This is a genomic window from Citrobacter sp. CK199 (genome assembly GCF_030333285.1).
Classification (GTDB): Bacteria; Pseudomonadota; Gammaproteobacteria; order Enterobacterales; family Enterobacteriaceae; genus Citrobacter_B; species Citrobacter_B koseri.
This window is the reverse complement of the sequence record NZ_JAOWGF010000007.1, coordinates 1-1,690: the sequence shown is the minus strand read 5'-3', so window position 1 is coordinate 1,690 and position 1,690 is coordinate 1. Positions and strand designations below refer to the sequence as shown.

Here is a 1,690-nt window from a genome sequence, read left to right as displayed (position 1 = left end):
CTTCGGCGTTGTAAGGTTAAGCCTCACGGTTCATTAGTACCGGTTAGCTCAACGCATCGCTGCGCTTACACACCCGGCCTATCAACGTCGTCGTCTTCAACGTTCCTTCAGGACCCTTAAAGGGTCAGGGAGAACTCATCTCGGGGCAAGTTTCGTGCTTAGATGCTTTCAGCACTTATCTCTTCCGCATTTAGCTACCGGGCAGTGCCATTGGCATGACAACCCGAACACCAGTGATGCGTCCACTCCGGTCCTCTCGTACTAGGAGCAGCCCCCCTCAGTTCTCCAGCGCCCACGGCAGATAGGGACCGAACTGTCTCACGACGTTCTAAACCCAGCTCGCGTACCACTTTAAATGGCGAACAGCCATACCCTTGGGACCTACTTCAGCCCCAGGATGTGATGAGCCGACATCGAGGTGCCAAACACCGCCGTCGATATGAACTCTTGGGCGGTATCAGCCTGTTATCCCCGGAGTACCTTTTATCCGTTGAGCGATGGCCCTTCCATTCAGAACCACCGGATCACTATGACCTGCTTTCGCACCTGCTCGCGCCGTCACGCTCGCAGTCAAGCCAGCTTATGCCATTGCACTAACCTCCTGATGTCCGACCAGGATTAGCTGACCTTCGTGCTCCTCCGTTACTCTTTAGGAGGAGACCGCCCCAGTCAAACTACCCACCAGACACTGTCCGCAACCCGGATTACGGGCCCACGTTAGAACACCAGCCATTAAAGGGTGGTATTTCAAGGGCGGCTCCATGCAGACTGGCGTCCACACTTCAAAGCCTCCCACCTATCCTACACATCAAGGACCAGTGTTCAGTGTCAAGCTATAGTAAAGGTTCACGGGGTCTTTCCGTCTTGCCGCGGGTACACTGCATCTTCACAGCGAGTTCAATTTCACTGAGTCTCGGGTGGAGACAGCCTGGCCATCATTACGCCATTCGTGCAGGTCGGAACTTACCCGACAAGGAATTTCGCTACCTTAGGACCGTTATAGTTACGGCCGCCGTTTACCGGGGCTTCGATCAAGAGCTTCTCCGCGAGGATAACCCCATCAATTAACCTTCCGGCACCGGGCAGGCGTCACACCGTATACGTCCACTTTCGTGTTTGCACAGTGCTGTGTTTTTAATAAACAGTTGCAGCCAGCTGGTATCTTCGACTGATTTCAGCTCCATGAGTAAATCACTTCACCTACATATCAGCGTGCCTTCTCCCGAAGTTACGGCACCATTTTGCCTAGTTCCTTCACCCGAGTTCTCTCAAGCGCCTTGGTATTCTCTACCTGACCACCTGTGTCGGTTTGGGGTACGATTTGATGTTACCTGATGCTTAGAGGCTTTTCCTGGAAGCAGGGCATTTGTCACTTCAGCACCGTAGTGCCTCGTCATCACGCCTCAGTGTTAAAGTGCACCGGATTTGCCTGGAGCACACACCTACACGCTTAAACCGGGACAACCGTCGCCCGGCCGACATAGCCTTCTCCGTCCCCCCTTCGCAGTAACACCAAGTACAGGAATATTAACCTGTTTCCCATCGACTACGCCTTTCGGCCTCGCCTTAGGGGTCGACTCACCCTGCCCCGATTAACGTTGGACAGGAACCCTTGGTCTTCCGGCGAGCGGGCTTTTCACCCGCTTTATCGTTACTTATGTCAGCATTCGCACTTCTGATACCTCCAGCA

Annotated in this window: 1 rRNA gene; it reads right to left on the bottom strand. The window is 53.8% G+C overall.

The annotated features are described in order from the left end of the window. Positions 1–12: 12 nt before the first annotated feature. Positions 13–1,690 (bottom strand): 23S ribosomal RNA (locus OGX75_RS00030); the annotation flags it as partial.